The following is a 26,058-nucleotide window of genomic DNA, read 5'->3' as shown; positions in this document are numbered from 1 at the left end:
GCGGTGGGGCGCGCGTGGGGGGCGAGCGGGTTGGCCAGGGAGGGGCTCTGCATGGGATGCTCCAGCGCGCCGCACGGGCCGGCAGGATCATGAGATACCTCGGAATACAGCTCGCGTTCTTCCTTCGTCAGTCCCAGACCAAGCGAAACCTGTTGGCGCTCGGGCAGCTCCTCGCCGTGGTGGGGGTGCTGGTGCTGGTGTTCACGGTGCTCTTCCACGCGCTGATGGAGATGGAGGGGCAGGAGCACTCGTGGTTCACGGGGCTCTACTGGACGCTGACGACGATGACGACGCTGGGGTTCGGCGACATCACCTTCAAGTCGGACCTGGGGCGGCTGTTCAGCACGGTGGTGCTGCTGTCGGGGAACGTCTTCCTGCTGATCTTGCTGCCGTTCGCGTTCATCCGGTTCCTGTATGCGCCGTGGCTGGAGGCGCAGCTCAAGCTGCGGGCGCCGCGGGCGCTGCCGGAGGGGGCGAAGGGGCACGTGGTGTTCTGTGCGTGGGACGCGGTGACGCAGGGGCTGTCGCGGAAGCTGGGGGAGGTGGGGGTGCCGTACGTGGTGGTGGTGCCCGATCCGGTGGTGGCCGTGCAGATGATGTCGGACGGGGTGCGGGTGGTGACGGGGGAGCTGGACGCGAAGGCGACGTACGAGGCGGTGCACGCGGCGGACGCGCGGGCGGTGGTGGCGAACCTGGGGGACGCGCAGAACACGAACGTGACGCTGACGGTGCGGGAGGTGTCGGCGGAGGTGCCGATCCTGGCGACGGTGGAGCAGATGGAGTCGCAGGATCTGCTGCTGCTCGCCGGGGCGACGCACGCGATGCCGCTGAAGCAGCGGCTGGGGCAGCAGCTCGCGAGCCGGATCAGCCTGCGCTCGGGGGAGCTGCACGTGATCGGTCGGTTCCGTGACGTGCAGATGGCGGAGCTGCCCGCGCTGGGGACGCCGCTCGTGGGGCGGACGTTGCGGGAGCTGGGGCTCAGGCAGCGGACGGGGGTGAACGTGGTGGGGGTGTGGGAGCGGGGGCGGCTCGTGCCGGCGCGGGGGGACGAGCCGCTGACGGCGGCGTCGGTGCCGGTGCTGGTGGGGAGCGAGGCGCAGTTCGAGGCGCTGCAAGCGGAGGTGCCGGTCGGGGAGCCGAGCCCGACGACGGTGCTGATCATCGGCGGGGGGACGGTGGGTCGGGCAGCGGCACGGGCGCTGGTGGAGCGGGGGGCGACGGTGCATCTGGTGGAGCACGAGTCGGCGGCAGCGTCGCGGTGCGAGGGGGTGGCGCACGCGGTGGTGGTGGGGGAAGCGGCAGACCGCACGGTGCTGGAGCGGGCCGGGCTCGTGGAGGCGAGCGCGGTGATCGTGACGACGAACGACGACGCGATGAACGTGTACCTGAGCATCTACGTGCGGCGTCTGCGGCCGGACGTGCGGCTGGTCAGTCGGATCACGCACGAGCGGAACCACGAGGCGATCCTGCGGGCCGGGGCGGACTTCGTGCTGAGCTACGCGTCGCTGGGCAAGGAGATGATGTTCTCGGTGCTGCAAGGGCGGGAGCTGGTGCTGCTCGGGGAGGGGATCGATCTGCACGCGCTGCCGGTGCCGCGGGCGCTGCTGGGGCAGAGCCTGGCGCAGAGCGACATCGGGGCGCAGACGGGGCTGAACGTGATCGCGATCCAGCGGGGAGAGGAAATCGAGGCCAATCCGGCACCGAAGACGGTGCTGAACCCAGGGGACGTGCTGCTGGTGATAGGATCGCCTGCGCAGCGGAGTGCGCTCTCGGAGCGCTATCCGGACCGGAAGGGGCACTGATGCGTTCACCGAGGGGAAGCGGCGAGGGCGGGGGAGCTGGCGACGGGCTCACCACGGAGGAGCGTTCCAGCGAGGTGCGCGCTGCGCTGGCGCGTTCGAGGGGGGGCGCCGGCCGTCTGGGGGTGGCTGCCTGGCTGGGGATGGCTGCGCTGGTGAGCGCGTGCCGCACGACACCCTTGGTGACGGACGAGACGTCGGGCGCGCCGCTGGTCAGGGCGAGCGCAGCGTCGGGCGCGGAGGGGGACGCGCACGCGGCGGCGGTACAGGGGGCAGGCATGCGTCCAGGCGCTCCGGGGGGCGGTGAGGCAGAGCGCGCCGTGCCCACGTTCGACCTGGAGAAGTTCGCCCCCGGGGGGAGCCATCCGGAGTCCGTGTTCCCCTTCGATGGCGCCGTTCTGGTCACGCAGGGCCTGCGCGTGGGGAGGATCGTGGGCGAGGAGATCGCCTGGCTCGGCATGCCACGCGAGGTGGGTGCAGACATCGAAGGGCGCACCATCGTCTCGGTCCACGGTGCGTGGCCGGACGCCGTCGATGTCGTCCATACCTCCTTCCGGAGCCGCGTCCCGGTTCCCACGCTGTCACCGGTGACGGAAGGGGGGAGGTCGCTCCGCGTCGGCTCGATGGGAGGCCTCGGTCAGATCGTGGGGGTCGCGCGGCGCGGGTCGTCGACCCTGCTGGTCGCCTGGGACGTGTCGCCGCAGATGACGGCCCGGTTCGAGACGGTGCGCGGGCCGGAGGTGCGCCTCCGATCCAGGAGCCCCGAGGAGGCAGGCTGCGACATGAGCGAGGCGCTCGGGGCCCGGCACCTTTCGGCCGCGGTCGTGCCGATCGCGTTCGGAGCGACACAGCAGGGGACGCTGATCGCGTTCGGAAACCTCTGTCATCAGAAGGGGCCGGTGGCCGAGGTCTGGGACGAGCCGGGTACGTCCCGGATCGTCGACCTCGGTCCTCTGGTGGGTCGGTTCGAGAGGCGGCTCGAGATCCTGAGGGGGCGCGGTGACGAGCTGTGGCTGTTCTCCGGGCCGGAGCGTCCGATCCTGCACTACCTGGATGGGACGTTCTCGGCGCTGCCTCTGCCCGAGAAGCCGGTCCAGAAAGCGTTCGTCTCGCAGGAGGGGAAGCTCCACGTGAGCGATGGTCGGACGATCCTTCGTACCAGCGAGAACGGGTGGTCACCCGTCGCGCAGCTCGCCTGGCCCACGGCCTTCGACGCGCTGGCCATGGACAAGGGGAGGATCTGGGGGGCCATGGGCGGCGAGGTTCACGCGTTTCGCAAGGGGGAGAGCGTCGCGTACCGGGAGGGATGTCGAACCCTGTTCGTTCCGCTGCACGTCGCGATGCACCATGACCCGGAGTTTTTCTCCTTCGCCGAGTCGAGACAGGCGCTGTCGCGCTTCGCCGGGGCGGCGTCGCTCAGCCTGGTGGAGTTTCAAGCAGGAGGCGCGCGGCGGCTAGGCATCCAGGTGAGCAGCAAGGCGCAGGGAGAGGCGCTGATCGCGCACGCGGCAGCGACCATGAAGGGGGAGAAGCCCGAGCTGCTGTGCTACGCGCCGCAGCCGATCCGGGTGATTCCGCTGAAGCCGAAGGCGAACGACGCTGGAGGCGAGTGAAGGGGAGAAGGAGCAGCGGCGAGAGCGAGCCGTGCCTGAAGTGAGCCGTACCTGAAGCGAGCGACGTCGAAGGGCAGCGCCTGAAGGAGGCCGGCGTGTGAAGAAGGCGAGGGCGTGAAGGAGGCCATCGAGGTGGTGGCGGAGGGAGGTCGCTTCCGGTCACCAGACGACGCGCAGGGGCATGGAACCGAGTTCGTCTTCCATGTAGGGGCGGAGTGCCGGGGCAGCGCCGCGCCAGACGACGCTGAGGCGTGACAGCTCCGGCTCGATGAGCACCGTGTGGATCACGGGGGTGGTCTCGTTGAACTTGCCTTTGCGGCCGTCGGTCGCGATGCGGGGGCGCTCGTTCGGGAGCTTGATCTTCCAGGTGGCGTGCTGGGGGTGGAGGTGATGGAGCTCGATCTCCTCGTCGGCCTTCAGGAAGGGGAGCTGGAGTCCGAGGGGGGCGCCGTTGGCGAAGCGGTGGCTGGCCTTCTCTTGCTGGGAGCCCGGGTCGAGGAGGGTGGCGGGGACGAGGCCGCGTGCGATCTCGGGGATGGGCTCGGGGCGCGGTTCGAAGTCCTGGCGGATGCCGCTGAAGGCGAAGCGAGGGAACCAGCCGAGACTGACCCAGCCGAGGGCCTGGGGCATGGGCATCCAGGGCCAGTGGGCGTCGTTGCCGACGAGGAGGCGGTCGGGGGAGAGGCGGTCGAGGGGGTCTTCGAGGTTGGGTAGCTCGACCAGCTCGACGGCGGCCGGGGTGGCTTCGATGAGGTAGCCACGGCCGCACGGGTTCTTGGGGTAGAGGTAGGGGCTCTGGTTGTCGGTGCTGAAGCCGCCGTTCACGTACGGGGCGAGGAGGGTGAACGGGTTGCCATGGAGGGCTTCGGCGCCGCGATCCCGGCCGCCGTAGGCGCGGTCGAAGCGCAGGGGCATGGTCTCGAAGGGGAGGGGGTCGGAGAAGACGAGCTGGCCGGTGGGGGAGAGGGTGCAGCGGCGGTCGCCGACGACGAGGATGGTCTTGAGGGCGCGACCGACGCGGACGCGGACGTCGAGCTGGGTCTGCGGTCGCGCGGCGTGGGCGCGGCCGAGGACGACGACGTCGGTGAGGGGCTTGATGGGGTAGAGGTCGGTGTCGTGCGCGAGCAGGTTGGTGTCGTCGGCGTGGGTCTCGATGTCGCCCTGGAGGGGGAGCTGCTCGTCGGCGAGCACGCACCGGCCGCTGGGCTCGATGGTGTACGTGCGCTTGGTGAGGACCGAGAGGATCCAGCGACCTTCAGGGTCGGTGGCGGAGATCTGGAGCGTGGTCGGCGACGGGGAGGTGATCGTGGTCATGGCATCGCCTGGCTAGCCGGGCTCGGGGTGCATGGAGGGGGCGTCCGCAGTCGTCGTCAGGGGTACTCGTCGACGTCGGGGGCTTCGTAGACCTGGCGTCCCACCCAGGCAGGGTCTCTTCCCGTGGAGCCGGTGATCTGGCCGTAGATGTTCCACTGCTGGGAGGAGTCGGAGGGGTTGGTGTAGGCGTAGCCCATGGGGGAACCGACGCCCCAGCCGAACAGCAGATCGCGCACGTTGGTGGCGATGGCGCCCACGGCAGGGTTCGATGCGGCGACCTGCTTCACCTTCGTGCCGAGGATCGCGCCGGTGAGCACGGTCGGGAGCATGACCCGGGGAGGCAGGATGCGGATCGCCAGGTTGCCGATCAGGTTGAACAGGCCCTTGCCCAGGCGCGCGAAGATCTTGCCGATCCAGCTGAAGATGGGGAGCTTGCCGAAGATCAGGTTGATCACGTACTGGATGGCCGCGGTCAGGATCATGGTCACGAGCGAGGCCAGGAAGTCGCCGAGGGTCATGCCGGCGAGGACGGTGTTCGGAGCGAGGACCAGGCCCGTGGGCAAGGGTGGGCAGGTGAGCGGTCCCTCGCAGTCCAGATTGAAATTGACGATGACGAGGACCGCAACGGCGACGGGGCCCGCGTCGGTCCGGACGCTGGAGACGCCGAAGTGGGACTGGGAGCTGCTGGCCAGGGTGTACAGCCAGAAGTAGACGTTCGGCACCAGGGGGATGTGGGGGATCAGCATGCCGATGTCCGTCCCCTGGCCCATCGGATCGCCACCGATGCAGTCGACCTTCTCGCTGTTGTTGCCGCCGAACCAGGGGCCCCACTTCAGCAGCGCTCCCACCATGTGAGGGCCCCGTGGAATGGGGGGCGAGACGAACATGGGGAAGCTGTCGTGGAAGTCCACGCCCAACATCGCATGGTAGTTGACCAGCAAGCAGCAATCCATCGTGGTCCTCCCGGGGAGTGGCTCAGGGCCTCTCGAAGAGTTCGCAGGCTCTGCGTTGCAGGGCGTGGATCGTGTAACGGAACGGGTAGCGGTAGGCGATGAAGGCGCGCTTCGCTTCGAGTTCGAAGCCGATCTGGTCGATGGCCAGCGGGACCTCGCGGACGTCGTCGCCGAAGCGGACGCGCGCGAAGAGGCGCGCGTCGGGGAGCTGGAAGCTCAAGGGGCCCGAGGGGTGCACGCCGGTGAGGCGCACGGTCTGGCCAGGCTTCAGGCGGGGCGCGACCAGGCGTGGGTAGGCAGCGTTGTAGAGCACCGGGCGGAGTTCGGTGACCTGGCCTCGCTCGTCGAACGAGGCGCCGCGCTTCATGCGCATGCTCGTGGTGATGGCAATCGGGGTCGTTCCGGCGGGCTCGGGGCGGTCGTCCCAGCGCTGGATGCGCTCGTCAGGGTTCTCCAGGTTGGGGAGCGGTCGGTCGACGGCGCTCGCGGCCTCCAGGTAGAAGCCCTTGCCCTCGGGGTTGTCGGGCCAGGCGATCTCGCGCTCGTCCCAGGTGTCCTTGCCGCCGAAGGCGTAGGCGGGCTGGAGGGGCATGATGGTGAAGGGGATGGGGTTCGTGGGCACGAGGGTGCCCATGGGTTTCCACCAGACGCGCTCGCCGAAGACCTTCACCGTGCTCTTCCAGTCGTCGACGGCGACCTCGACGTCCATCTGCGGGGTCGGCTTGCCGCGCAGGGCGTAGGCGTGGCCGAAGACGAAGAGGTCGACGCCGCCCTTGATGAAGACGAGATCGCTGTCCATGGGGCCCTGGGGGCCGCGCCAGGGGGCGGAGGACACGATCCAGGGCTGCTCGGCGCTGGGGATGAACTTGGTGCCGTCGAGGCCGTAGGTCACCCGGGTGAGCAGCGAGGCAGCCACCTTGTCCTCGCCGAAGGCCATGCGAAAGACGCTGGCGGGGAACTTCGTGTGGTTGACGAAATCCATGCGCGGCTCAGGAGTTCAGCTTGATCCGCTCGCCATCGAGCTTCACGTCGTCGTTGGCCTTGATGTTGACGTTGCCCAGGGTGGCGGTGAGGTGCTGCTGCCGCGCCCGGGCGTGGAGGTCGCCTTCGAGGTCGATGTGGGCGTCGCCGCCGCTCTCGATGGCCACGCCGCTCCGGCCGCGGAGGGCGAGCGTCTCGGCGTCGATGGCGAGGGCGCCGGTCGCGTGGAGGGTCAAGGCCGCGCCCTGGACGCTGAGGGTGATGCCCTGCGGCGTGACGTGGATGGAGATGGAGGCCTGGCCGTCGGGCTGGAGGAGCTGCAGGGTGTCGTTGCCAGGGCCGCGCCGGACCTCCAGGGCGTGCCCACCGGCGAGCTGGAGGGTGCTGCTGGGCGCGTCGCTGGGGGCGTCAGCACGAGCGTCGTCGGGCGAGACCAGCTCGGGCGATGTGGCGGGGTCGGCTGCGCCGGGCGGGGACGTAGGATCGTTCGGTTCGGTCATCGCGGTGCTTCGTGCTCGTGTCGGTCGGTAGGCTCCGGGTCGCCCTTCACGCGCGATGGCGCTCGGAAAGGCGGTGGAACCCGTGGCATCAGCAGTTCAGCTTCACCAGGCCGCCGGTGACGGTGACGTTGCCTTGCGCGGTGATGTCGACGGGGGCTCCTTCGACCTTGGTCGCTGCGCTGCCGGTGATGGTCACCGCGCCACCCGAGATGGTGATGTCGCCTCCCAGGATCTCGATCTTCGCGCTGTTGAGGCTGATGACCTCCGAGCCGTTCACGGTGATCGCCTTCTCGCCGATGGTCACCGTGTCCGAGCCGGTGATCACCACCGCCTTCGTGCCCTCGATGCGCGTCGCGTTCGAGCCACGCACCGTCCAGGTGTCGTCCGCGGTCTGCACGGCGTTGCCGGTGACGTTGACCTCGAGGCCATCATTGAGCGTGTGGTTGGTGAGGCCGCCGCTCACGGTGACCTCCATGCCGTCGTTCGCGGTGACCGAGTAGAGGCCGGTGACGGTCTCCGTACGTCCGCCCGCGGTGACGGTGGTGGTGTGCGTGCCGTCGTAGACCTCGTCGACGGTGCCCTTCACATGGGTGTCCTGCGTGCCGTACTCGGATTTGCGCAGGTTGGTGACGGTCGTGGTCTGCGACTGGTAGAACTCCTCGACGTGGCCGCTCGGGACCGACTCGGTCTTGTTGGCGAGGTAGGTCTCGGTGACGTCGAGGGTGACCGTCGTCCCGTAGGGGCCCTGGAACACCTCGGTGACGGTGTCGTTGTAGACCTCGGTGACCGCGCCCTGGACGACCTCGGTCTTGTAGTCGCCGACCTCGACGTTGAGGTGCTGGCCCGAGTGGTGGAAGCTGCTGCCGTCGGTCATGAGGGCGACGTTGTGGCCCTTGTGCGGCGCGCCCATGCTGAGCTGGGTGTTCTGGGTCGGCGTGGTGGTGATGATCTGCTGGGAGCCGGCCCGGTCCTCCATCTGGATGCGGTTGCTGCCGCCGGTCTGGATGACGTTCTGGGTGTTGTTGCCCGAGGTGACCGGGCTCGGGGTGGTGGCGTTCGGCGCGACGCCGGCGATGACGGGGCGATCGGGATCGCCGCCGAGGAAGATGCAGACGACCTCGGTGCCGTTCCGGAGGGGGAAGTGCCAGCCCTCGACGGAACCGCCGTGGGGCTGGAGCATGCGCACCCAGGTGGTGGCCTTGCCGCGGTCGTTGGCGCTCTCGTCGAACTGGAGCTTGAGGGCGTAGCGCCCGTGCTCGTCGATCTGCGCGTACTCGCTGTTCGTGGGGCCGTCGACGATGGCGTTCTCGAAGCCGTCGATGCGAGGCCAGACGGTGCGGCGCTCGGCCCGGAACTGGACGTCCGTGGCGACGGCGGCGACGGCGACGCGGTAGACGTCTTCCACATCGTGACCGAGCAATTCCTTCAGCTCGGGGGAGCCGTGGGTCTGGTTGCCGAAGTGCTCCAGGGAGGTGGCGAGGTAGTGCCGGTTCAGGCTGGGGCGGGGGTGGTCTTCGAGCTCGAAGGTGTAGCCCGAGCGGAGATACCAGGCGGCGCCCATGCCCTGGGCGATGGTCTGCCGGGCGAGCAGCTCCTCGGCGCGCAAGGTCGCCAGGCGCTTGCCGTCGGCGGGGGTGAAGAAGCGCATGCCGTAGACGCTGACGTCGCCGAAGCCCGTCGGTGAGACGGCGGCGGTGCCCGCGACCTCGAGCGCCGGCTTGCCGTAGTCGTAGTCCCGGAGGCGCACGCTGGCGGGGAGCGAGGTGTGCCGGCAGGTGAAGGCGCGGAACGACTCGCCCGCGGTGACGTCGGCGCCGCTCTGGGGATGGAAGCGGATGGGCTTCTGCGCGAGCGGGGCGTGGAAGGATTTGTGGTCGGTGATGACGAGCTTCTCGCCGTCCTCGCCGTGTTCGAAGAAGTAGTACATCCCCTCGCGCTCCATCCACCGGGAGACGAAATCGAGGTCGCTCTCGCGGTACTGGCAGACGTGCTCCTCGGGGGGATACTGGCCGATCAGGCGCAGCTCGTAGTCGCTCCCGCTGAGGCCGTTGTCATCGAAGATGGCGCGGATGATGTCGGGGATGCTCAGCTTGGTGAAGATGCGGCTGTGGTAGGTGAGGCCGAGCTGCCAGAGCTGGGGGACGAGCGTCGCGCGGAAGACGGCGCGCCCGCCGACCTCTTGCACGAGTTCCATCGCCGAGAAGACGCCGCAGAAGGTGAACGGGGGCCGTCCGTCCTCGTGATCGAGGGTGAGCGTCGCCTTCGCGCCGATCGCGTCCGCGAGGTCCAGCTCGCTGCCCGCGTCGTGCGTGGTCATGAGCAGGATGTCGAGCTGGTACGGGGTCGACAGCGCCTCGGTGCCACGGAAGCCCATGACGCGGGTGCTGAGCGGCAGCACGCTCGAGCTGATCGTGAAAACGTCCTTCATCTCACCGGTCTCCCCCTGGCAAAGAAGGGAAAGAGCGAGGTGGTGCGTGAGCCTCGCCTCTGCGTCCCCTTCCGAGGTCCATCACGCGGCGGAGGGTAACGGCGAACGTGTCGTGAGGGAACGAGAAGTGATGGCGCGGGATGCTGGCATCCAGGGGCGTGCGCGCTCCGACGGCGGCATCAGGCCATGAAGGGGCGCGCTGGTGACGAGAGACGCCGACGAGAGGCTGGAAATTGACGAGGATGCCGGAGTCGGCGAGGCGGCGGAGGCGCGTGCCCCCACCGTATGGCTCAGGGCGACGAGGTGGGGACGGCGCCGATGACGTACTCGATCGAGAGGCCGAAGTTGCAGCCACCGCTGCTGTCGTAGTTCTTGAAGTAGCGGTCGTTGGTGATCGTCAGGTCCCCGATCTCGGTCGTCTCACCGCTCGGGATGGAGACGGCGGGCTCGCCTGGGACCTCGACGGTCGCGTCGAACTCTCTGTAGGTACAGAGATCGCCCTCGCGTACGCAGGTCGGTGCGTCGTCGTCGCTGATGCCGAAGCCGAGATCCCGGTTCTCTGCCGCAGCGACGAGCAGGGCGCCGTCGCGCTCGATGCGGAGGCTGCTCTGGCGTCCGCCGAAGGGGACGCTATCGGATTGGAAGTCGATCTCCAGGACGTCCCCCACCGCGACGTCGGCCGCGGTGAAGCCCGGGACCGCGACGCCGACGGTGAAGTCGTTGCCGTCGGTGTCGGTGAGGTCGAGCATCACCTCGGAACGGCCGTGGTTGACGCGGTACCAGTACAGCTCCTCGGCCTCGCAGGGCTCGTTGGCAGAAGGCACGCGGACTGCCGTCACCGTGGCGGTCGCGGAGAAGGGCTGGGGGTTGTTGAGGTTGGGAGGTAGCGGGCTGGGGAGGACGCAAGCGCTGACGCGGTAGGGGCGCAGCTGGCACTCCGCCACGGGACCGCTTCCACCGTCCCCACCGCCTTCTCCGCCACCACCCGCATTGTTCGTGCCTCCACCCGAGGAGGTGCTGGCACCGCTGCCTCCGCTGCCTCCGTTGCCTCCGTTGCCTCCGTTGCCTCCGCCCCCGTCTCCGTCGTCGCTGCTGCTGCTGCAGGCGGGGAAGGCGAGGAGCAAGGTCAGGAGACCCGAGAGGACTGGCAAGCTCGTTCTATGGCGCATGGAGGAATTGAAAGCATGGAGCATGCCGCATGGGTAGCGGCGCGCTCCGTGGGTCCCATCGGGGGGACGAGCCATCTTGGCGCGGGTGACCTGCTTCGGCGTCGCGAGGAGGCCGAGCGGCTCCGCGCCCAGGTCGGGGGAGCAAGGGGTGGGTTCAGCGAGGTGGGGTCGCGGTGACGCTCAATCCTGGGGGGGTGAGGGCACGGCACCGACGATGAAGTGGACACCCTTCCCGGCGTCGCACACGCCGCTGGTGTCGGTGATCTCGTAGGTGCGATCGTTGGTGATGGTCAGGCCGCCGATGTCCGCGGTCTCGCCGTTCGGAAGGGTGACGGCCGGGGTGTCCTGGACCGTGACGGTGGCGTCGAACTCGTTCCAGCCGCAGTGGGCGCTGTACTCTTTCTCGCAGGTCGGTGCGCCGCTGTCGCCGAGGGTGAATCCAGGATCCAGGTCCATGCTGGCGACGACGACGAGCGCGCCATCGCGCTCGATGCGGAGGCGTGCGCGCGGGCTGCTGAAGGCGACCTTCTCGACCTGGTAGTCGACCTCCAGGATGTCGCCCACCGCCACGGAGGTCGCGGTGAAGCCGGGGACGCCGATGCCGATGGTGAAGTCGTTGTCGTCGGTATCGGTGAGGTCGAGCATGACTTCGGGGCGGCCGTCGTTGATGCGGTAGCCGTGCAGCTCCTCGGCTTCGCAGGGCTCGCTCGCGGCAGGGATACGCACGGCGTTCACCGTGGCGGTCCTGGCGAGGGGCTCGGGGTCTCTCAGGTCGGCGGGGGGAGGATTGGGGGTGATGCAGGTGTTGACGAGGGAAGCGCGGGCCTCGCAGGTGACCGCGGTGTCGCCGCCGCCATCGCCGCCGGTGCCTCCTCCCGCGCCACCGTTTCCACCTCCGCCGTCGCCGCCATCGCCTCCGTCACTGCAAGCGGGGAGGGCGAGGAGCAAGGCCGTGAGTGCTGCGAAGATAGGCAAGTTCGTTCGATGATTCATGGTGGGCCAGTTAGCAGGGGGCATGCCAGGGATGACCTTCTCGCTCCGGAGGGGATTCACGGTGAGCTGGCTGCTGGTGGGACGTGTCGCGCCAGTCTTGCGCAACTCGCGCGACCTCGGCTCGATGCTGGCGCGAGTGGACTCGATGCTGGCGCGAGCGGAAAGGTATCTCCAGGCACGCTCGCGCCTGGTCCGCGTCTCGATGGGTCGAGGGAGGGGATGCGGTCTCGCTGGTCTCGTGCTTGCTGGTCTCTGGCGGTCGCGCGAACGGTGCTGGAGGGCGGCAGGACCTGAAGCGCTGGTTGCCGCGGCGTCGATGTCATACCTCTCGTACGAGCCCAAGGATCCCATGTCCTCTGTCCTCTCCGTGGATTTCTCGTCGCTCGATCTCGGCGAATTGCCGCCCGTGCTGGTCGAGCAGGCGCGGCTCGTGTGGGCCGATCGCGTGCGCACCGAGTACCAGTCGATCCAGATCGTGGGGCGGTTTCTGATCGAGGCGCTCGCGGCGGGCGAGCCGCTTTCGGTCACCCGTCAGGTCGCGGAGACCATCGACGAGGAGATCTCGCACGCGGAGCTGTGCGGGCGGATGTGCGCGGCGCTCGGGGGGCGGGTGCCGGAGCCCAGGGAGGTGGCGGCCCCGCTCGATGATCTGCACGAGGTGCCCGTGGAGGAGCGGGTGATGGCGAGCGCGATCTCGCTGTTCCTGATCGCCGAGACGTTCTCGGTCGGCTACCTGCGGGACCTGGAAGAGCGCGCGTCGCATCCGGTGACGAAGGTGGTGCTGCAGGCGATCGTCGGCGACGAGGCGGAGCACGAGGCGTTCGGGCCAGAGCTTCTGGAGCGGAAGCTGCGAGGGCTTCCAGAAGGGAAGCGGGCCGCGTGGCGGGCGTTCGCGGGGAGGCTGGTGCGGGCGCACCTGGAGCGGGCGGAGAAGGTGCTTTCGCGGGTGCCGGAGTCGGAGCGCGTGCTCTCGCGCTGGCCAGAGTCGGAGCGGGCGACGCTGGGGCTTCTGGGTGAGGTGCGGCTCGCGCTGCTCTGCCAGCAGACGTACCGAGAGCGGCTGTCACCGACGCTCGTGCGGCTGGGGCTCGAGGGCTGACCGGCCGCGCGATCGCACGAGGTCGTCGCCGTCAGCCTGGCGTTCGCGGGGGAGGGGACCGCGCGAGGAGCAGGTAGGCGCAGGGGACGGCGAAGAGGTTCAGGAGGGTGGAGCTGACCAGGCCTCCGAGGATGACCACGGCCATGGGGTGCTCCAGCTCCTGGCCTGGCTGAGCGCCGCCGGCGACGAGGGGGACGAGGGCGAGGCCGGTGGCGAGCGCGGTCATGGCGATGGGGGTGAGGCGCTCGCGGACGCCGCGGAGGATCAGGGGGACGCCGAAGGGCATGCCCTCTTCGCGCTCGAGATGGAGGAAATGGCTGACCAGCATGACGCCGTTGCGGGCGGCGATCCCGAGGACGGTGACGAACCCGACCAGAGAGCCGAGGGAGATGACGCCGCCGGTCGTCAGCACCGCGACGACGCCGCCGACGAGGGCGAGCGGGAGTGTGGAGAAGACCATCAGGGTGAGGCGGAGGGTCTGGAACTCGAGGTGCAGCACGAGGAGGATGCCGAGCAAGGCCACGCCCGAGAGGAGGGCGAGGCGGCTCTGGGCAGCGTTGCGGGCCTCGTACTCGCCGAGGATCTCGGCGTGGTGGCCAGGGGCCATGGTGACGCCTTCGACGGCGGTCTGTACCTTCCGGGCGACGTCGCCGAGGTCGTGGCCGGCAGCGTCGCAAGAGACGTCGATGCGGCGTCGGCCTCCTTCGTGCTGCACGACGTTGGGGGCGTTGCCGAGGGTGATCTCGGCGACGTCGCCGAGCCGCGTCTCGGCGCCTGACGGGGCGACGAGGACCAGGGCCTGGAGGGCGGCGACGTCGGTGCGCAAGCGGGGCTCGCCGACGACGACGACCTCGCGGAGCATGCCGGAGACGGTCACCTCGCCGACGCGGGTGCCCTGGAGGACGGTGCGCAGCAGGGTCTGCACGTCGAGCGCGCTCAGGCCGGCGCGCGCCAGGGCGTCGGGGCGGAGGTGGACGTCGATCTGGGGGACGAGCACCTGGGGCTCGATCTTGACGTTGGTGGTGCCCTCGACGGCCTTCAGCACCTGGGCGACGGCGGCGGCCTCTTCGCGGAGGAGGTCGAGCTCCTGGCCCTGGATGCGGACGACGATGGAGCCGCTGCCGCCGCTCAGGACCTCCTTCATGCGCTCGTGGAGGTAGGTCTGCACGTCGCGCTGGAGGCCAGGGTAGCCGTCGACGACGCGCTGGACGGCGGCGGTGGTGGTGTCGAGGTCGACGGCGGGGTCGACGCTGATCCACAGCTCCGCGAAGTTGGCGCCGACGACCTCGTCGGCGGCCTCGGCGCGGCCGAGGTGGGCGCCGAAGTGGCGTATGCCGTCGATGGAGCGAAGCTCCTTGCTGGCGCGGATGGAGGTGCGGCGCAGCTCGTCGAGGGAGGTGCCGGGCTTGGCGACCCAGTGCATCAGGAAGTCGTTCTCGCGGAAATCGGGCAAGAAGGACTCGCCGAGCAAGGGGACGGCGGTGCCCGCGCCGAGGAGGGCGACGAAGGTCGCTCCGAGCGCGGCGCGGGGGTGTCGCACGACGCGGGTGATGACGGGCATCAAGGCGGTCTGGAGGGCGAGGGCCACCGGGGAGGTGCGGTGCTTGCCGATCGCCTGGGGAAGCAGGAGCAAGCAGAGGGCAGGGGTGACGGTGAGGGCGACGACGAGGGAGGCGAGGATCGCGAGGACGTAGGCGCCTGCCAGGGGGCGGAAGAAGGCGCCGGCGAGGCCGTCGAGGAAGAAGACGGGGAGGAAGACGAGGATGACGATGGCGGTGGCGTGGACGACGGCGCTGCGGACTTCGAGGGAGGCTTCGAGGACGACGACGAGGGCAGGTCTGGGGTTGGGGGATTTCTTCTCGAGGGCCAGGCGCCGGAGGACGTTCTCCACGTCGATGATGGCGTCGTCGACGACCTCGCCGAGCGCGACGGCGAGGCCGGCGAGGGTCATGGTGTCGATGGTGCCCAGCAGGGCGTTCATGATCACCGCCGCGGCGAGCAGGGAGGCGGGGATGGCGACGACGCTGATGAAGGCGGTGCGGAGGTCGTAGAGGAAGGCGCCGAGGACGAGGATGACCAGGATGCAGCCGAGGAGCAGGGCCTCGCCGAGGTTGCCGAGGGCGCGCTCGACGAAGCTCGCTGGTCGGAAGATGGCGGGGTCGATCTCCACGTCCGGCAGGCCGGGGCGGAGGGCTTCGAGGGCGGCTTCGACGTTGCGGGTGACCTCGAGGGTGTTGCCCCAGGGCTGCTTCTCCACGATGAGCAGGAGGCCCGGCTGGTCGTTCACCACGGCGTCGCCGATGGGCGGCGGGAAGCCCTCGCGGACCTCGGCGATCTCGTCGAGCGGGATGGTGGAGAGGCGCTGGCGCGGGATGGCGGCGGCGCCGAGCTGCTCGGGGGTCACGGCGGCGGGATGGACGGCGACGCCGAGGCGCTGCTGAGGGGTGTCGATGAAGCCGCCGCTCGCCGGGACGACGGTGGCGCGCGCGACCTGGAGGACGTCATCGAGGCGCACGCCGGCGGTGCGCAAGGTGGCGGGGTCGACGACGACCTGGAGCTGGCGGGGGCGCTCGCCCCAGATGGCGACGTTGGCGACGCCCGGGATGGAGAGGAGGCGGGGACGGACCACCCAGCGGGCGAGGTCCGTAAGGTCCACCTGGTCCTTGGTCGGCGAGGTGAGGCCGATCTTCATGATGCGGCTGGTCGAGGAGACCGGGGCCATCATGACGGGGGCGAGCGCCACGGCGGGGAGCTGCGGCGCCGTCCTGGCGAGCCGCTCCTGGACGAGCTGGCGCACCTGGAGCACGTCGGCGTCCTGCGCGAACAGGAGGACGACGGACGAGAGGCCAGCGACGGACTTGGAGCGGAGGGCCTCGACGAAGGGGACGCCCTGGAGGGCGCGCTCGATGGGGTCGGTGACGAGGGCCTCGACCTCCTGGCTGGAGAGGCCTGGCGCCTCGGTCTGCACCTCGACGCGAGGTGGCGCGAACTCGGGGAAGACGTCGACGGGGATGTTGCGCACGCGCTGGACGCCGAGGACGACGAGCACGAGGGCGAGGCAGAGGACGATGGCGCGCTGGTGGAGGCACGCCGCGACGAGGGCACGCATCATTTGCCGACTCCGAACTCGACGCCGAACAGCTCGGCGGCACCGACGTGGACGACGCGTGCGTCCTTCGCCGGGCCGCGGGTGAAGAGGGCGTGGTCGTTCTCGACGCGCAGGAGATCGATGCGGGAGCGCTCGTAGGCGTGGGGCGCGGTCTGGAGGTAAACCCAGGCGCCTCCGACGGCGTCGAAGACCACGGAGGACCAGGGGACGACGCGAACCTCGGTGGAGCGGGTCGTCTCGAGGGTGACGGTCACGCGCTCGCCAGGGCGACGCGAGGAGCCTTCCGGGAGTTCGTAGAAGAGGTCCACGGTGGCGCTGAGCGGGTCGGCCGAGGGCGGAGCCTGGACGGGCTGGGCGAGGATCGAGGGATCGGCGTCGGCGCGCGCGCGGAGGGAGCTGACGAGGGCGGGGGTGTCCTGCGCGAGGCGGGCTGCCGCACCTGCGTAGACGGCGGCACGGACCCAGAGGGTAGGGGCGCCGAGGATCTCGAACAGCGGGGCGCCTGCGGCGACGAGCTGGCCCGGGGCGACGGTGACGCTGCGGATCAGGCCATCCCTCGGTGCGCGCAGCGGGATGGAGACGTCGGCTTCGAGGGGGGCCCGGCGGATGGAGGCGAGGCGCTTCTCTCCCGCGGTGAGTTCGGCCTTCAGGGCGGCGCGCTCGGCGCGGGCTTCCTCGATCTGCCGTGTGCTGGCGCCTCCCTCGGTGAGCAGTTTTTCCAGCCGCTGGACGCGGGCGTCGAGGGCGTCGAGGTTGGCCGCGGCGACGGACACGGCGCGCTCGGCCTGGGCGAGGACGTCCCGATCGAGCGGCGCGAAGGGCGCGAGGCGGACCAACGGGTCACCCCGCCGGATGCGCGCGCCGGGGCGGGGCGGGCCGCCGGGGAGCGCAGAGACGGTTGCCGAGAAGGGGGCAGCGAGCACCACGGCACCATCCGTGGGGACGATGACCTCGCCAGCGACGGAGAGGGGCTCGGGCAGATCGCGCTGCTCGACGGCGGTGGTCTCGATGCCGAGGCGCCCCTCGGCTTCGGGCGTGAGGGTGAGGGTCGAGAGCGCTGTCTCGCTCGGCTGAGGGATGGCTTTCACCGGGGGTGGAGGCGGCGGCGCATGCTGCTTCTCGCAGCCGGTGAGGAGCGCCAGCGTCCCGAGCGCGAGCGCTCGCCATCGTCGATCAACGCGCATGCTGTTTCCTTCCAAGGTGACGTTCGAGGTGGGCGCGGGCGCGGCGGACGTCGGCCTCGAAGTCGACGAGGCGGACCCGCCCGTCGCCGAGGCGTCGCGTCGCGTCGAGGACGACGAGGTACGACTCGGCGCCGTTCTCGAAGCTCTGCAGGGCGATGTCGGCGGCCCTCTCCAGGAGCGGGAGGATCGTCTCGCGGAAGCGGTGGAGCGAGGCGAGGGCCTGCACGAGCTGGAGGCGGGCGAGGCGGATGTCGGTCGCCACGCTCTGGCGGAGGAGCTGGTACTGGAGCGCCGCGGTCTCGATCTCCGCCTCGGCACGGCCACGGCCGCCAGGGTTCCAGTTGAAGATGGGCAGATCGATCTGTCCGCCTGGGAGGGGCACGAGCGGTGGGCCACCCAGCGTGCCGACGGGCTTCACGTCGAGCCGGCCGAGGAGGTTGAAGATCTTCGATTTCTCCCACCCGAGGCGCTCGCCGGCGGCCTCGATGCGCAGCTCGGCGGCGCGGACGTCGGGCCTCGCTGCGGCGGCGGACGTGAGGAGCGAGGTCTCTTCGGCGGGCGGGGTCTCGTCCACGGGGGCAGCGCGTGTCCCGAGGTGCTGGCCGAGGGCCGTGTCGGCGAGGCCGAGCGTGAGGCGGAGCCGTTCGAGAGCCGCCGAGAGTTCGGTCCCGGCCCGCTCGCTCTGATCGAAGGCGTCGACCGCGTCGGCCTCGGCGGTCGTGGACTCGAACTCGGGCGCATCTCCCGCATCGAGGCGGGAGTGGGTGATGCGGGCGACCTCCTTCCACGTGCCGGCGAGCTGCCTGCGGGCTTCGGCGCGGCCTCGGGCGGCCTCGACGTCGATCCAGGCGAGCCGTGCGTCTCGCGCCAGGTCGAGGCCGCGCTGCACCAGCCCCCGGGCGACGCGCTCGACGTCGAGCCGTGCGGCGTCGACGCGGTAGGGGCGCTGGATGAGCGCCGAGATCGGCGCGAGCAAGGTCAGCTCGAGCTGGCGGGGGCCGATGGGGAACAGGACCGAGAGGGTCGGGTTGGGCAGCGCGCCCGCCTCGGCGAGATCGGCCTGCGAGGCGCCGAGCTGAGCGAGCTCGGCGCCGAAGGCGGCGCTGTTCCAGAGGGCGATGGCGACCGCGTCGTCCTCGCCGATCGCGCTGGCCTGCTTCACTCCGGGCGGGAGTGAAGGGGGGCGTGTGGCATCGCCCAGGGCATGTCGTGTCGTGCGCTGGAGTTCGGCGGCGATCCAGTCGCGATCGTACGGCGAGGTCGCAGTGCAGCCGAGGAGCAGGGGGCCCAGCACGACGAGGCACGCGAAGGCCATGGCGGCGCCTCCTGGCCTGGCGAGGGGCGTGGGCTGCCTGGGCGTCACGGGGGCGCGCGCGGGCTCGGGGGAGCGCAGCGGTGTCGTGGAGCGCGTGGGCGCCGTGGATGCAGCATCGGAGGCGAGCGCAGCCGAGGCTGCGGGCGCGGAGGGCATGGACGGGAGCAAACCAGGTGCGCCTGAACGCCACCTGAACGGAGAAAACGCAGGCGATCTGGCCCTCGATGCGCGTGCTATCCAGCACCCATGTGGGTGCTGATCGTCGACGACCACGAAGAGGTGCGCGACCTGCTCGTGCGCAGCTTGCGGCGGGACGGGCACGAAGTCGCCGCGGCTGCGACGGCCGAGGAGGCCCGCGTGCGGCTCGCAGAGGGAGCCGTGGGGGTGATCGTGCTCGATGTGGCGCTGCCCGATGGGTCGGGGATCGCGCTGTGCCGGGAACTCCGGCAGGGAGGCGACAGCACACCCGTGTTGCTTCTGACGGCGCACGCTGCGGTGTCCGAACGGGTGGCCGGGCTCGATGCAGGGGCCGACGATTTTCTGGGCAAGCCGTTCGCAGTGTCGGAGCTGCGGGCGCGGGTGCGCGCGCTCGGGCGCCGAGGACCCGAGCTGAGGCCGATGGAGGTGAGGTCAGGGGAGGCGCGGCTCGATTTTCGTGCGCGGTGCGCCGAGCGGGCGGGGATGGAGGTGCCGCTCACCGCGCGGGAGTGGTCACTCCTCGAGCTGCTCGCCGCGCGGGCCGGGCGGTTCGTCGCGCGCACGGAGATCCTGGAGCTGGTCTGGGGAGGTGAAGTCGAGGCGACCGCCAGCCTGGAGGTGCTGGTGGCGCGGATCCGGCGCAAGCTCGGCGAGGGCGTGCTGCGCACGATGCGAGGGCATGGCTATGCGCTCACGATCGACTGAGGCGACGAAGCCGCTCCCGGGGACGCTGGTCGGCCGCGTGGCGGGCGTGGCCGTGCTCGCCGCCGTCGTGGGGGGGTTGTGCGCGGCGCTGGTGGCAGTGGCGCTCGCCGAGATCGAGGTGTGGCGGGCGGAGGATCGGCGGCTGGGGGACGAGGCCGCGGAGATCGCAGCGGAGATCCAGGGGCTGGAGGGGGCGGCGCTGGTGGCGCTCGTGGAGGAGGAGCGACAGGAGCTGGAGCCGGCGGGGATCCGCTTCTCGGTTCACCGCGACGGCGCGTTCATGGGTGGGGACCCGCAGCTACCGATCTTCGAGGTGGGGTGCTCGACCCAGCGAGGGCCTCACGCCATGCGGGCCTGCGTGGCCACCCAGGGGCGCTGGTCGTGCGTGGTGGCAGCGGACGAGCTGCCGACCCTCGGCCTCGGGATGATGGGGGCGATCGTCCTCGGCGCCGTGGTGATCGCCGCCCTGATCGGCGCCTTGGCGAGCCGGTGGCTGGCTGGCTGGGCGGTCGGGCCTCTGATGCGCCTCGAGGACCGGCTGGGTGACGCCCCGATGGACGAGGCGGTCGAGCTGGGGGTCGACGAGGGCGTCCGCGAGATCGACGCCTTGCGCAGGACCCTGCGCGCACTGCTCGACCGGCGCGCCGAGGCGCTCCGGGCTGCGCGCCTTTTCGCCGCCGGCGCGGCCCACGAGCTGAGGACGCCGCTGACCAGCCTCTCTGGTGAGCTGGAGCTGCTTGCCGAAGAACCCCTACCGGAAGCCGCACTCACACGGATCGCTGGTCTGCGTGCCGTCACGGCGCGCATCGGGAAGCTGGTGGAGCGCCTGCTGGTGCTTGCGCGCGTCGGCGCGTCGGTGGCGATGCGCCACGATGCCGTCGAGCTGAGCGAGGTGATCGAGGGCATCGAGAGCCGTCTTTCCGACGAGGAGCGGCTGCGGTGGCGATTCACACTCGGTTCGGCGTCGACGGTGCGTGGGGACGAATCGCTGCTCACCGTGCTCTGCGAGAACCTCGTGCAGAACGCCTTTCATTACGCACCGTCGGGTCTGGTGTGCGTCGCTCTTGTTGAGACCTCTGGCCGCGTGGTGTTCGATGTCGTCGACGAAGGCCCTGGCATCCCCATGGCTGAGCGCTCGCGCCTCTTCGAGCCCTTTCAGCGGGGCGTTTCGGCTGTCCCCGGAGAGGGGCTCGGCCTCGCGCTGGTGGCGCAGATCGCGCGAGCGCACGGGGGTGAAGCCTCCTTCGTGGCGTCGGCTCGTGGTACCCACGTGCGTGTGACCCTACCGTGCTGGGCGCCCAGGGCTCCTGCGCCAGTCTCGGAGCCAACGCCGCGCTGAACAGGAACACCAAGGGGACCACGCGGGCGAGAGCGTGGGCAGCCCCTCGGTCGCTGTGCATCGGCGGTGGACGACGGCGTCGCGAAGACGTCGTAGCATCGGCGCCGATACCCCGTGGAAGACCGACCGAACGCCGAGAGTCCCTCGACCTCCACCGACCCTTCGACAGCTCCCGCGGTCGCCGCCGTGCCGGAGCTCAGCGTGAAGGCGCGGCTGCGGTCCATCTTCGGCGGTTCGGTCGGCAACCTGATCGAGTGGTACGACTTCTACGTCTACTCGGCCTTCTCGCTGTACTTCGCGAAGGCCTTCTTTCCGGACGCCGATCCGCTCGTGGAGCAGCTCAACACCGCCGCCGTGTTCGCGCTGGGCTTCTTGATCCGGCCCGTGGGCGGCTGGTTGATGGGCCTCTACGCCGATCTGCGGGGGCGAAGGTCGGCGCTCACCCTGTCCGTGTCGCTGATGTGCTTCGGCTCCTTCGTCATCGCCGTGTGCCCGACCTACCCGACGATCGGCGTGGCCGCGCCCGTGGTGCTGCTGCTCGCGCGGCTCCTCCAGGGGCTTTCGCTCGGCGGAGAGTACGGCACCAGCGCCACCTACCTCAGCGAGGTGGCCAGCTCCAAGCACCGCGGCTTCTACAGCTCGTTTCAGTACGTGACGCTGATCATGGGCCAGCTCCTCGCGACGTTGACGCTGCTCGTGCTCCAGCGCCTCATCCTGACCCCGGCGCAGCTCTCCGCCTGGGGCTGGCGCATCCCCTTCGTGATCGGCGCCCTGCTGGCCATCTTCGGCTTCTACATGCGCCGTAACATGGTGGAGACGGAGGCCTTCCGGGCCGAGGCCGAGAAGCACGCGCGGCGCCGGCCGATGCGGGACTTGCTGCGGCACCCGCGAGAGATCGCCATCGTCGTCGGGCTGACCCTGGGTGGTACGCTCGCGTTCTACACATACACCGTCTACATGCAGAAGTTCCTGGTCCACTCGGTGGGGCTGACCCGTGACGAGGCGACGCTGGTCTCGGCCTCGTCGCTGTTCCTGTACATGCTGCTCCAGCCCGTCTTCGGGCTGATCTCGGATCGTGTCGGTCGCAAGCCCGTGCTCATGTGGTTCGGGGTCATGGGGACGCTCTGCACCGTGCCCCTGCTGACGGCGATGACGCAGGCGCGTGACGCGCTCACCGCCTTCCTGCTGCTGATGGCGGCATTGCTGATCCTGTCCGGGTACACCTCGGTCAACGCCGTGGTAAAGGCCGAGCTGTTTCCGGCGCGCATCCGCGCCCTGGGGGTGGGGCTGCCCTACGCGCTGACCGTCTCGATCTTCGGGGGCACGGCGGAGTACGTGGGGATGTGGCTCAAGCTTGCGGGGCGGGAGCGCTGGTTCTTCTGGTACGTGAGCCTCGCCATCCTGTGCTCCCTCGTGGTCTACATGCTCATGCGGGACACGCGGAAGCACAGCCAGATCAATGCCGACACGGACGCGGCCCCGCTCGTACCCTGAGCTGGTGCGCTGGGAGAGGTCTCCTTCATGGCTTTTGCATCGAATGGCGCGCTGCGGATCCACCATGAGGTCCTCGGTGGGGATGAGCGCCTGCCGCCCCTGGTGCTGGTGTTCGGTTTCGGGATGAGCCTGTGGGACTGGGTGGATCTCGGGTACGTCGCTCGGCTGGAAGGAGCGTTCCGGGTCATCGCGGTCGAGCCACGCGGTCACGGAGAGAGCGGAGCGCCGAACCACGCCGAGGACTACGACCCAAAGCGCATGGCTTCCGACGTGACTGCGGTGATGGATCACATGGGGGTCGAGAAGGCCGTCGTGTGGGGGTACTCGCTGGGGGCGAAGATCGTGCTGGCGCTGGCCAGCCGGCATCCAGACCGGTTGGCAGGGCTCGTGCTCGGTGGGTTCGAATTCGCTTCGGAGGTTCGGCGCGAGGACGATCTGGTCCTGGCGACGCTGCGCAAGGGAGGGGAGGCGTGGCGAGCGCTGTGGGGGCAGGTGATGGCGACACCGCCGGCCATGGCCGCGCGGCTCGCGCAGGTGAACACCGAGGCGCTGAGCGCGCTGCGAGAGGCGGAGGGGCAGTGGGAGAGCTTGGCCGGGATCCCCGCGACCCTCACGGCGCCGTGCTTGCTCTATGCAGGAGAGCGCTGCTTCGGGCGGGAGGTGGTGAAGGAGGCCGTGACGTCGATCGCGGGGAGCCGCTACGTCGAGCGCGCCGGGCTCTCGCACTTCGAGGTGATCTCGGATGCGGCGTGGATCTGTGACGAGGTGAAGCGTTCGTTCGCATGAGGCCGCGGCCCTGAGGCACCTGCTCGCCCCAGGGGGTCATTCGGCGACGATTGCCACACGTGCCCCGCGAGCGAGGCCGAGCGTGATGGTGGTGCCCGCTGGGACGGTGGTCAACTGGCGGTAGAGGTAGCCCCGTCTGGAGGTGACATCGTGGCCATCCACCGACGTGATCACGTCACCTGCGACGAGGCCCGCTCTCGCCGCGGAGCTGCCTGCCCGGACCGTTTCGACCTGGAGTTCGTTCGGCTCGTGACGCACGGCGGAGACCGTGCTCCGCACGGTGAAGCCGAGATCTCCAGCGCGCTTCGAGGGGGCGAGCCGGCGCTTCGCCAGGGGGAGTGCACCCAGATCGACGATGCCTCCAGGGGGCACCTCGATGGGCATCACGAGGATCTCGCGCAGGCTGTCAGGGCCGGTCGCGGGCGTGGCCATCAGGGTGGCCTGGCCGGCTTCGACTTTGTCGAGCTGGAACTGCCCTGAGGCGTCGCTGACCACGTGCTCGCTGGCGTAGATGACGGGCTGCGTGCTTTTCGTCTGGATGGAGACGTGGATGCTCGAGAGCGGTGCGCCGTCTTCGAGCGTGACGAGCTTGCCCTTCAACGTCGCGCGTCGGGTCAGCGCGATGCGCACCTGGCCTCTCTCTTCTCCGGCGGCCAGGCGTACCGTGCTCGTCCCGGTTCCCTCGGGCGCCGTGATCTGGATCTCGTACGAGCCCTCTTGCAAGTCGTCGAGCGTCCAGGCTCCGCCTGTTTGAAAGAAGGTTTCGAGCTGGATGGGGACGCCATCTCGGCGCGCGGTGAGCACGAACTGGGGTGGTGGTCCCTCGGGCAAGGAGACGGTGCCCGACAGCGTGGCCCGCTTGCGGATCGTCAGCGAGAGCGTCTGACCCACGCGGACGTTCTCGACGACGGCCGCTCCTCCGTCCTTTCGCTGGGCGTGGACCGTGTAGATGCCCTGGCTCTGGAGGGGTTGCAGCGTGAACCGTCCCGCGGGATCGGGGGTGACCGGCGTGAGCACCAAGCTGCCCCAGGTCGACGCGAGCCCGTCCGGGAGCGAGCCGCCCATGTCGCGCTGGACGTAGACGAGGGCATCGCTCACGGGCTGGCCTGCGCCGTCGAGCACGCGGCCCTGGATCACCCCCTGCTGGCTTTCGACGATGAGCCGTACGCTGGTCGTCTTTCCCTGCTGCACCTGGGCGAGCACCGTCGCCGGGGGGCGGGCGCTGGTGCTGTTCGGCGTCGTGCCGGTGGCACCAGCGGGCTCGCGCTGCGTGTGGGGCATCGGGGCGGGGAGGGGAGCGCCCCCCAGCGAGGCGCGGATGCGGTAGGCGCCCGGCATGAGGTGCGTCAGCGCGAAGCGCCCGTCCATGCCTGACATGGTGGTGAACGTGCGACCCGTGGCCACGTTGCCGAGCCCGATCTCGACGAGCTGGAGGGGGTTCTGCTGCGCATCGGTGATCAGGCCCTCGATCGTGTTGCCAGCGTTCGCGTCCGCCGGGCCGTCCCTCCGCGTCTGTCCAGCATCTGCGCGGCCGGCGGTCGGCATGACGAGTGTCCGCTCGGGCGTGCCTTCGGCGACGAGATCGACGTCAGCATGAGTTCGTGGCTCGGGGTGTCCCAGCACCGCCGAGACCCGATGCGCTCCGGCAGCAAGACCCCGGAGGACGAAGCGCCCTTCCTCGTCCGTCTGGCCGTAGCCGTTCGGCGCCGAGGTCGTCTGCGGTGACAGGGGTGATGCGTGGACGGGGACGCGCAATGGGTGGCCCTTCGGGTCGACGACCCGCCCTCGGAGCGTCAGCCCTGCCGGAAAGACCCATGTGAGATCCGCACGGTTCTTCGTGCCCAGCTCGAATGAGGGCGATTCCCCTGGGAGGACCTGGTTCTCGCACACCACGAGGGCTCGATAGAGGGCCGGGAGCAACCCCTCGAAGCGCGCCCAGCCATCCCTTCCAAGGGGCGCGGTCTGCCCTGGCTGCGATGGACTGGTCAGCGAGACGAACCCGCTCGTGCAAGGCCTCTTGCCGGGCTCGACGAGCACGCGTCCAGCCACGTCGCTGGCCGGATGGGCCTCGATCACCAGATCGCTGAACGCCTGTCCGAGTCCGAGGAGCAGGCTGTGCCGAGCCTGTCCGAACCTCCCTGAGGCACGTGCCGAGGGGCCGTAGCGGCCTGGGGCGAGCCGCTCCATCTGGAAGCGGCCCTGAGCGTCGGTCGTCACGGCCTCGTCCGGAAAAACGCCCGACACGTGCATGGGTCCGGGGTCGACGCGTGCGCCGGCGAGCGGTGCGCCGCTCGTCGCGTCCACCACACGCCCTGAGATCCTGGCGCCGGGAGCCATCAGGACCTCGACCAGGGGACCTGGCGCCTCGGCGTAGCTCAGGGCGTCGGCATACCCGTCGGCGCGGATCTGGAGCAGGTGCCATCCCTCCTCGACCCCCACGGCGAACGCTCCTTGCGCGTCGGAGCGCGTGGCCGCTGTTGCACCCTGACCTGAAGCGCTGGTGTCACCGACCGTGACGAGGGCGTCGGCGATGCCGCGTCCTTCCGCGCTCTTCAGTCGACCGCGCAGCACGCGCCCACCCTCGACGAGCGAGAGATCCACGCCGGTGCGGGCCTCGCCGCCGTCGAGCTGGAGGGCGCGTCGGTCCTCGAAGCGCGCGTGGTGCCCCTCCGCAGAGGCGAAGACGAGCCAGCGATCGGGAGGGAGCGAGGCGAGGGTGTACCGACCGTCGTCCGTGGCGGTGGCACAGAGGGGGGAGCGTCGATGAGGGTCCAGGGGCGAGGCATCCACGCGGGCGCAGACGAGCGCTCCCGGGAGTGGCGCTCCGGTTCGCGTGGTGATCCGACCCGAGATGCTGCCGGAAGGGAGGGGACGCTCCCTGGGACCAGGCAGGGGCGCTCCAGGCGTCGACGTGGCGCGCGAGGGAGGAGGCGAGCGCTCGGCATCCGCGCTCTGTGCGCGGAACCAGCCGCAGCCCCCCACGGTGAGCGCCAGGTGCAGGCTGGCCACGACGGCGAGAGAGCGCTTGGCCATGGGCACCCGGGAGCATACCCCGCGGCTTCGCGCCCGGGCGGTGCCT

At 70.2% G+C, this 26,058-nt stretch carries 18 protein-coding genes; 7 read left to right on the top strand and 11 right to left on the bottom strand.

Annotated elements, in window-relative coordinates; all coding sequences use genetic code 11:
* Nucleotides 1-89: 89 nt before the first annotated feature.
* Nucleotides 90-1,802 (top strand): potassium channel family protein, encoded by a 1,713-nt coding sequence (locus CMC5_RS34020; protein WP_063796704.1) that lies wholly within the window; start codon nucleotides 90-92, stop codon nucleotides 1,800-1,802.
* Complete coding sequence (locus tag CMC5_RS34015; protein ID WP_156339066.1) at nucleotides 1,802-3,412, top strand: hypothetical protein; 1,611 nt, start codon at nucleotides 1,802-1,804, stop codon at nucleotides 3,410-3,412. Before CMC5_RS34020 ends, CMC5_RS34015 begins: the two co-directional genes overlap by 1 nt.
* Nucleotides 3,413-3,571: 159 nt before the next feature.
* On the opposite strand, the gene CMC5_RS34010 is transcribed toward CMC5_RS34015, so the two are convergent.
* From CMC5_RS34010 to CMC5_RS46700, 7 genes are all read right to left on the bottom strand, one after another.
* Nucleotides 3,572-4,726: a DUF2169 family type VI secretion system accessory protein gene (locus tag CMC5_RS34010; RefSeq protein WP_050434298.1), complete on the bottom strand. Its 1,155-nt coding sequence runs from the start codon at nucleotides 4,724-4,726 to the stop codon at nucleotides 3,572-3,574.
* A gap of 56 nt (nucleotides 4,727-4,782) precedes the next feature.
* A complete protein-coding gene (locus CMC5_RS34005; protein WP_050434297.1) occupies nucleotides 4,783-5,679 on the bottom strand; it encodes a hypothetical protein in 897 nt (298 codons plus the stop codon).
* Between the two features lie 22 nt (nucleotides 5,680-5,701).
* A complete protein-coding gene (locus CMC5_RS34000) occupies nucleotides 5,702-6,661 on the bottom strand; it encodes a DUF2169 family type VI secretion system accessory protein (protein WP_050434296.1) in 960 nt (319 codons plus the stop codon).
* A gap of 7 nt (nucleotides 6,662-6,668) precedes the next feature.
* Complete coding sequence (locus CMC5_RS33995) at nucleotides 6,669-7,160, bottom strand: hypothetical protein (RefSeq protein WP_050434295.1); 492 nt, start codon at nucleotides 7,158-7,160, stop codon at nucleotides 6,669-6,671.
* 88 nt (nucleotides 7,161-7,248) lie between these two features.
* Nucleotides 7,249-9,588, bottom strand: a complete 2,340-nt coding sequence (locus tag CMC5_RS33990; protein WP_050434294.1) for a type VI secretion system Vgr family protein — start codon at nucleotides 9,586-9,588, stop codon at nucleotides 7,249-7,251.
* 290 nt (nucleotides 9,589-9,878) lie between these two features.
* A complete protein-coding gene (locus CMC5_RS33985) occupies nucleotides 9,879-10,757 on the bottom strand; it encodes a hypothetical protein (protein ID WP_156339065.1) in 879 nt (292 codons plus the stop codon).
* Between the two features lie 180 nt (nucleotides 10,758-10,937).
* A complete protein-coding gene (locus tag CMC5_RS46700; RefSeq protein WP_218920125.1) occupies nucleotides 10,938-11,750 on the bottom strand; it encodes a hypothetical protein in 813 nt (270 codons plus the stop codon).
* A 349-nt stretch (nucleotides 11,751-12,099) separates the two neighbouring features.
* Here CMC5_RS46700 and CMC5_RS33975 point away from each other — a divergent pair, with 349 nt between their 5' ends.
* A complete protein-coding gene (locus CMC5_RS33975) occupies nucleotides 12,100-12,849 on the top strand; it encodes a ferritin-like domain-containing protein (RefSeq protein WP_169796739.1) in 750 nt (249 codons plus the stop codon).
* A 31-nt stretch (nucleotides 12,850-12,880) separates the two neighbouring features.
* Here the strand turns inward: CMC5_RS33975 and CMC5_RS33970 are convergent, their stop codons facing one another.
* The 3 genes from CMC5_RS33970 to CMC5_RS33960 are packed head-to-tail and all read right to left on the bottom strand — an operon-like array spanning nucleotide 12,881 to nucleotide 18,613.
* Entirely contained in the window at nucleotides 12,881-15,961 is a 3,081-nt protein-coding gene (locus CMC5_RS33970) for an efflux RND transporter permease subunit (protein WP_218920123.1), read from the bottom strand.
* Complete coding sequence (locus tag CMC5_RS33965) at nucleotides 15,958-17,142, bottom strand: efflux RND transporter periplasmic adaptor subunit (RefSeq protein WP_050434289.1); 1,185 nt, start codon at nucleotides 17,140-17,142, stop codon at nucleotides 15,958-15,960. The genes CMC5_RS33970 and CMC5_RS33965 overlap by 4 nt, the downstream gene beginning before the upstream one ends.
* Nucleotides 17,132-18,613 (bottom strand): TolC family protein, encoded by a 1,482-nt coding sequence (locus CMC5_RS33960; protein ID WP_156339064.1) that lies wholly within the window; start codon nucleotides 18,611-18,613, stop codon nucleotides 17,132-17,134. The genes CMC5_RS33965 and CMC5_RS33960 overlap by 11 nt, the downstream gene beginning before the upstream one ends.
* Nucleotides 18,614-18,703: 90 nt before the next feature.
* Here CMC5_RS33960 and CMC5_RS33950 point away from each other — a divergent pair, with 90 nt between their 5' ends.
* The 4 genes from CMC5_RS33950 to CMC5_RS33935 all read left to right on the top strand — a co-directional run bounded on the left by CMC5_RS33950 (nucleotide 18,704) and on the right by CMC5_RS33935 (nucleotide 22,979).
* Nucleotides 18,704-19,360 carry a response regulator transcription factor gene (locus CMC5_RS33950; RefSeq protein WP_050434286.1) on the top strand — a complete coding sequence of 219 codons (657 nt, stop codon included), beginning with the start codon at nucleotides 18,704-18,706 and terminating at the stop codon, nucleotides 19,358-19,360.
* A complete protein-coding gene (locus tag CMC5_RS33945; RefSeq protein ID WP_156339063.1) occupies nucleotides 19,335-20,699 on the top strand; it encodes a sensor histidine kinase in 1,365 nt (454 codons plus the stop codon). The genes CMC5_RS33950 and CMC5_RS33945 overlap by 26 nt, the downstream gene beginning before the upstream one ends.
* A gap of 114 nt (nucleotides 20,700-20,813) precedes the next feature.
* Entirely contained in the window at nucleotides 20,814-22,193 is a 1,380-nt protein-coding gene (locus CMC5_RS33940; RefSeq protein ID WP_082363036.1) for an MFS transporter, read from the top strand.
* A 27-nt stretch (nucleotides 22,194-22,220) separates the two neighbouring features.
* Nucleotides 22,221-22,979 carry an alpha/beta fold hydrolase gene (locus CMC5_RS33935; protein ID WP_050434284.1) on the top strand — a complete coding sequence of 253 codons (759 nt, stop codon included), beginning with the start codon at nucleotides 22,221-22,223 and terminating at the stop codon, nucleotides 22,977-22,979.
* Between the two features lie 36 nt (nucleotides 22,980-23,015).
* Here CMC5_RS33935 and CMC5_RS33930 read toward each other — a convergent pair whose 3' ends face one another.
* The gene (locus CMC5_RS33930; RefSeq protein WP_050434283.1) at nucleotides 23,016-26,012 is read right to left on the bottom strand and encodes a carboxypeptidase regulatory-like domain-containing protein; all 2,997 of its coding nucleotides are present in this window, start codon (nucleotides 26,010-26,012) and stop codon (nucleotides 23,016-23,018) included.
* Nucleotides 26,013-26,058: the final 46 nt, after the last annotated feature.

Source organism: Chondromyces crocatus, from assembly GCF_001189295.1.
Classification (GTDB): domain Bacteria; phylum Myxococcota_A; class Polyangia; order Polyangiales; family Polyangiaceae; genus Chondromyces; species Chondromyces crocatus.
Note: the sequence above shows the minus strand (reverse complement) of the source record. Positions and strands in the feature narration are given on the sequence as shown.

Bases quoted from the DNA above. Each gene is read 5' to 3' on its own strand.
- CMC5_RS34020 (WP_063796704.1), top strand. From the start codon at position 90: ATGAGATACCTCGGAATACAGCTCGCGTTCTTCCTTCGTCAGTCCCAG.
- CMC5_RS34015 (WP_156339066.1), top strand. From the start codon at position 1,802: ATGCGTTCACCGAGGGGAAGCGGCGAGGGCGGGGGAGCTGGCGACGGG.
- CMC5_RS34010 (WP_050434298.1), bottom strand. From the start codon at position 4,726: ATGACCACGATCACCTCCCCGTCGCCGACCACGCTCCAGATCTCCGCC.
- CMC5_RS34005 (WP_050434297.1), bottom strand. From the start codon at position 5,679: ATGGATTGCTGCTTGCTGGTCAACTACCATGCGATGTTGGGCGTGGAC.
- CMC5_RS34000 (WP_050434296.1), bottom strand. From the start codon at position 6,661: ATGGATTTCGTCAACCACACGAAGTTCCCCGCCAGCGTCTTTCGCATG.
- CMC5_RS33995 (WP_050434295.1), bottom strand. From the start codon at position 7,160: ATGACCGAACCGAACGATCCTACGTCCCCGCCCGGCGCAGCCGACCCC.
- CMC5_RS33990 (WP_050434294.1), bottom strand. From the start codon at position 9,588: ATGAAGGACGTTTTCACGATCAGCTCGAGCGTGCTGCCGCTCAGCACC.
- CMC5_RS33985 (WP_156339065.1), bottom strand. From the start codon at position 10,757: ATGCGCCATAGAACGAGCTTGCCAGTCCTCTCGGGTCTCCTGACCTTG.
- CMC5_RS46700 (WP_218920125.1), bottom strand. From the start codon at position 11,750: ATGAATCATCGAACGAACTTGCCTATCTTCGCAGCACTCACGGCCTTG.
- CMC5_RS33975 (WP_169796739.1), top strand. From the start codon at position 12,100: ATGTCCTCTGTCCTCTCCGTGGATTTCTCGTCGCTCGATCTCGGCGAA.
- CMC5_RS33970 (WP_218920123.1), bottom strand. From the start codon at position 15,961: ATGATGCGTGCCCTCGTCGCGGCGTGCCTCCACCAGCGCGCCATCGTC.
- CMC5_RS33965 (WP_050434289.1), bottom strand. From the start codon at position 17,142: ATGCGCGTTGATCGACGATGGCGAGCGCTCGCGCTCGGGACGCTGGCG.
- CMC5_RS33960 (WP_156339064.1), bottom strand. From the start codon at position 18,613: ATGCCCTCCGCGCCCGCAGCCTCGGCTGCGCTCGCCTCCGATGCTGCA.
- CMC5_RS33950 (WP_050434286.1), top strand. From the start codon at position 18,704: ATGTGGGTGCTGATCGTCGACGACCACGAAGAGGTGCGCGACCTGCTC.
- CMC5_RS33945 (WP_156339063.1), top strand. From the start codon at position 19,335: ATGGCTATGCGCTCACGATCGACTGAGGCGACGAAGCCGCTCCCGGGG.
- CMC5_RS33935 (WP_050434284.1), top strand. From the start codon at position 22,221: ATGGCTTTTGCATCGAATGGCGCGCTGCGGATCCACCATGAGGTCCTC.
- CMC5_RS33930 (WP_050434283.1), bottom strand. From the start codon at position 26,012: ATGGCCAAGCGCTCTCTCGCCGTCGTGGCCAGCCTGCACCTGGCGCTC.